Origin of the sequence: Streptomyces boncukensis, from assembly GCF_011045075.1 — a bacterium.
Classification (GTDB): Bacteria; Actinomycetota; Actinomycetes; order Streptomycetales; family Streptomycetaceae; genus Streptomyces; species Streptomyces boncukensis.
The window spans coordinates 1-3,991 of the sequence record NZ_JAAKZZ010000603.1 but is presented as its reverse complement, the minus strand read 5'-3'; the positions used below and the strand labels follow the sequence as shown (position 1 = coordinate 3,991).

Genomic DNA, 3,991 nt, shown 5'->3' with positions numbered 1-3,991 from the left:
GGCCCGACCCCGCCGCCGGACGCGGGCCACGGCGACCTGTCCGCGCCGGGGGACTTCGACGCGGGTCCGGCCACCAGCGAGATGCCGGCGTTCCCCGGTCCGGGCGGGCACCCGGAGACCCCGCCCGAGGGCCTGCCGCTGGTGGACCCCTCGCTCGGGCGCGGCCTCGACGCCGACGCCGGGCCCGCCGGTCCGACAACCGGCCCGGCGACCGGCGATATGCCGGTCCCGGGCGTGCCCGGCGCCCCTGCCCCGCCTGCCCCGGCGGGTCCGGCGGATCCGGCGGCCCCGCCGCAGGGCGAGCCGCCCGCCGGCTCCACGCTCGGACTGGGCACGGGCCCGGCCCCGTTCGCCCCGGACGGCGCGGGCACCGCGCTGTACGGGGACGGCGCGGGCCACACGCCCGCCGCGGGCAACCCGGTCGTCAGCGGCCTGCCCGGCGGTCCGCGCGTGCCCGGCGGCCCGGGTGCTCCGGGCGCGGGCGGTACGGGTCCGGGCGCGGGCCCCGGCGTGGGTCCGGGCGGCCCCGGCGGTCCGTCGGCGGGCCCGGCGGGCCCGGCGGGCCCGGCGGGTCCCGCGTCGCCCGCTCCCGCTCCCGCACCGGCGCCGCCGACGGCGCCCGGGTCCGGTGCGAGTGCCGGTGCGCAGAGCAAGGGGAAGGGCAAGGCGAAGGGCGGCGGCCGGAACAAGCTGGTGCTCGCCTGCGTCGCGGTCCTCGGCGTCGCCGGGGTCGCGTACGGCGCGGGGCTGATGCTCGACCACGCGGACGTGCCGAAGGGCACCACGGTCCTCGGCGTCGACATCGGCGGCCTCACCCGGCACGACGCCGTCAACAAGCTGGACGACGCGCTCGGGGACCGTGCGACCAAGCCGTTCACGGTCGCCGCGGGCGACGACGAGACGACGCTGAAGCCGAGCGTCGCCGGGCTGACCCTGGACACCGAGGCCACCGTCCGCTCGGCGGCGGGCCGCGACTACAACCCCGTCTCCGTGATCAGCTCCCTCTTCGGCGGCGAGCGCAAGGCCGACCCGGCGATCAAGGTCGACGGGGAGAAGATGAAGTCGGCGGTCTCCCGGGTCTCCGCGACGGTCGGCGGCGGCTCGGGCGGGGGGGCCTCCGACGGGATGGTGCGGTTCACCGGCGGCAAGGCCGTCGCGGTCAAGGGCAAGCCGCACAAGGCGGTGGACCCGGAGAAGTCCGCCGAGGTCCTGGAGAAGGCGTACCGCGAGCGCGCGGCCACCGGGAAGAACAGCCCGGTGAGCCTTCCGACGAGCACCCGGGAGCCGACGATCGGCGACAAGGAGCTGAAGGCGGCGGTGAACGGCTTCGGCCGGACCGCGATGTCCGGGTGGGTCTGGCTGAAGGCGGGCGATGTGAAGGTGCCGTTCAGCGAGAAGACCATCGGCGAGTTCCTCACGATGCGGGCCGGCGGCGGCAAGCTGCAGCCGGTGATCGATCCGAAGGCGCTCAAGGCGACCTACGGCTCGGCGTTCGACAACGTGGTGGTCGACGGCGGTGCGGGCACCGTGAAGATGACCCCGCAGCACGCCGCTGCCGCGATGGTCCAGGCGCTGAAGAAGGAGGCGCCGCCGCGTCCCGGCGAGCGGGTGGCCACGGTGCCGGGCGCCAGGAGCCAGTGAGCCGGCGCCGTGCGGCGGGGATCCCCGTGACATCTGTCATGGGGATCTCACGACGGACGGCACTGCCGCGCGGTGCGCGGGAGCGGCGAAGCTCTTGGTATGCAGCGATTTACCGGGGGACGACCCCCGTACCCCCAGCCGGACAGGCAGGCCGCGGAGGACTCCGCGCGGCAGTCCGGAGCGACCCGTACGACTGCTTCCGCTTCCGCCCCCGCGGTGGAGTTCACGGACGCGAGCAAGAGCTATGGCCCGGTCCGGGCTCTGGCGGACCTGAGCGTCCGGCTGTACCCGGGGGAGACCGTCGCCCTGCTCGGCCCCAACGGGGCGGGCAAGTCCACCGCGCTCGATCTGCTGCTCGGCCTGCGGAACCCGGACCCGGGCGGCTCGGTGCGGCTGTTCGGCGGCACGCCGCGCAAGGCGGTCACCGAGGGCCGGGTCGGCGCCATGCTGCAGTCCGGCGGGCTCATGGAGGGCGTCCGGGTGCACGAGCTGGTCGCCCTCGCCTGCGACCTGCACCCCCGCGCCTACGACGTGGACCGGGTGCTGGCGAGCGCCGGGCTCACCGAGATCGCCGACCGGGCCGTGGACCGGCTCTCCGGCGGCCAGGAGCAGCGCGTCCGGTTCGCGCTCGCCACCGCGGGGGCGAGCGATCTGATCGTGCTCGACGAGCCGACGACCGGCATGGACGTCGGCTCCCGGCAGGCGTTCTGGGCGTCGATGCGCGCGGAGGCGGCGCGGGGCCGCACGGTGCTGTTCGCGACGCACTATCTGGAGGAGGCGGACGAGATCGCCGACCGGGTGCTCGTCCTGCACCGGGGGCGGCTGCTGGCCGACGGCTCGGCCGCCGACATCAAGGCGCTGGCCGGGGTGCGCCGGATCAGCTTCGCCCTGGACCAGGCCGGCGGCGCGGTGGAGGAGACGCTGCGCGGGCTGCCCGGCGTCACGGAGCTGGAGCTGTCCCGGGGCGCGTCGGGGGGCGGCACCGTGCGGCTGCGGTCCAGTGACGCCGACGCCACGGTGCACGCCGTGTACGGGCAGGGGTTCTACCCGCGCGGCCTGGAGGTGACGGGGCTGGGCCTTGAGCAGGCGTTCCTGACCCTCACCCACCGCGCCGACGGCGAGCAGGCGGTGGCGGCATGAGGACACTGATCAAACTGGAGATCACCCGCTCCCTGCGGAACAAGAAGTTCATGTTCTTCTCGGTGATCTACCCGCCGGTGCTCTACCTCCTCATCGCGGGCGGCTCGGGTGGCGCGTCCATGCCGGGCCTCAAGATCGACATGGCGCTGTACTACATGGTGGCGATGGCCGCCTTCGGCGCCATGACCGCCGTGCTGATGGGCAACAGCGAGCGCATTGCCAGGGAGCGTGAGCAGGGCTGGGTCCGCCAGCTGCGGCTCACCTCGCTGCCCGGACGCGGCTATGTCACCGGGAAGATCGCCTCCGCCGCCGCGGTCAGCCTGCCGTCGATCCTGCTGGTGCTGCTCACCGCGGCCGTGGTCAAGGACGTACGGCTGGAGGCGTGGCAGTGGGCCGCCATCGCGCTGTGCTCCTGGGCGGGCAGCTTCGTCTTCGCCGCGCTGGGCGTCGCCATCGGCTACCTTGCGACCGGGGACGCCGTGCGCCCGATCACCATGCTCGTCTACTTCTCGCTGGCCTTCCTGGGCGGCCTGTGGCTGCCCTCGTCGAGCCTGCCGGGCTGGGTGCAGGACATCGGCGAGTGGACGCCGACGCACGCGTACACGGCCCTGGGCCAGGCCGTCGAGGTGGGCCACGCGCCGCACGTGGGCGACACGCTGCTGCTGGCCGCGTACCTCGTCGTCTTCGCGGGCGCGGCCGCCTGGCTGTACCGCAAGGACACCCGGAAGGCATGAACGCGACACGATGAGCACCAGCCAGACGGACGAGGGGGCCGCGCCCGGCGAGCAGCGCACCGTGCCGGTCATCGGGATGCCGCCGGTGACCCGCAGGCAGTGGGCGGCCAAGGCGCTGATGATCGCCGTCTGGATGGTCTTCCTCGCCGGCCCGGTACGCGAGGTGGGCGGGGGCGGCCACTCGGTGCCCGGCGCGATGGCCGCGGGCCTGGGGCTGGCCGCGTTCGTCGCCTGCTACCTCGTCCTCGTCTTCCGGCACACCGCGGCCCCGCTGCCCGGCCGTGCCGCGCCCCTCCTGGTGGGCGCGCTCTTCGCGCTCGCCGCCGTGCTGTCCCTCGCCCTGGGGGACACCTGGCTGGTGCTCTTCGTCTATGTGGCCGTCGCGGCGGGCGCCTCGCTCGCGCCGCCCCGGGCGGTGGCGGCGGTGGCGGCGGCGCTGGTCGCCCTCGCGGTGCTCGGCACCGACTTCGGGGGCG

Annotated in this window: 3 protein-coding genes and 1 pseudogene; all 4 read left to right on the top strand. The window is 75.3% G+C overall.

Going from position 1 to position 3,991, the window contains the following annotated elements; all coding sequences use genetic code 11:
• A partial coding sequence (locus G5C65_RS32820) for a hypothetical protein (protein WP_165302714.1) occupies nucleotides 1-1,641 on the top strand: 1,641 nt, incomplete at its 5' end.
• A 216-nt stretch (nucleotides 1,642-1,857) separates the two neighbouring features.
• Nucleotides 1,858-2,781, top strand: coding sequence for an ABC transporter ATP-binding protein (locus tag G5C65_RS32815; protein ID WP_338146774.1), 924 nt, complete (start codon nucleotides 1,858-1,860; stop codon nucleotides 2,779-2,781).
• On the top strand, nucleotides 2,778-3,515 hold the full coding sequence (locus tag G5C65_RS32810) for an ABC transporter permease (RefSeq protein WP_165302712.1): 738 nt from the start codon (nucleotides 2,778-2,780) through the stop codon (nucleotides 3,513-3,515). Before G5C65_RS32815 ends, G5C65_RS32810 begins: the two co-directional genes overlap by 4 nt.
• 10 nt (nucleotides 3,516-3,525) lie before the next feature.
• A pseudogene (locus tag G5C65_RS32805) lies at nucleotides 3,526-3,991 on the top strand (sensor histidine kinase); the annotation flags it as partial.

What these genes read in the sequence shown, in the direction of transcription:
- G5C65_RS32810 (WP_165302712.1), top strand. Translation starts at nt 2,778, where the DNA reads ATGAGGACACTGATCAAACTGGAGATCACCCGCTCCCTGCGGAACAAG.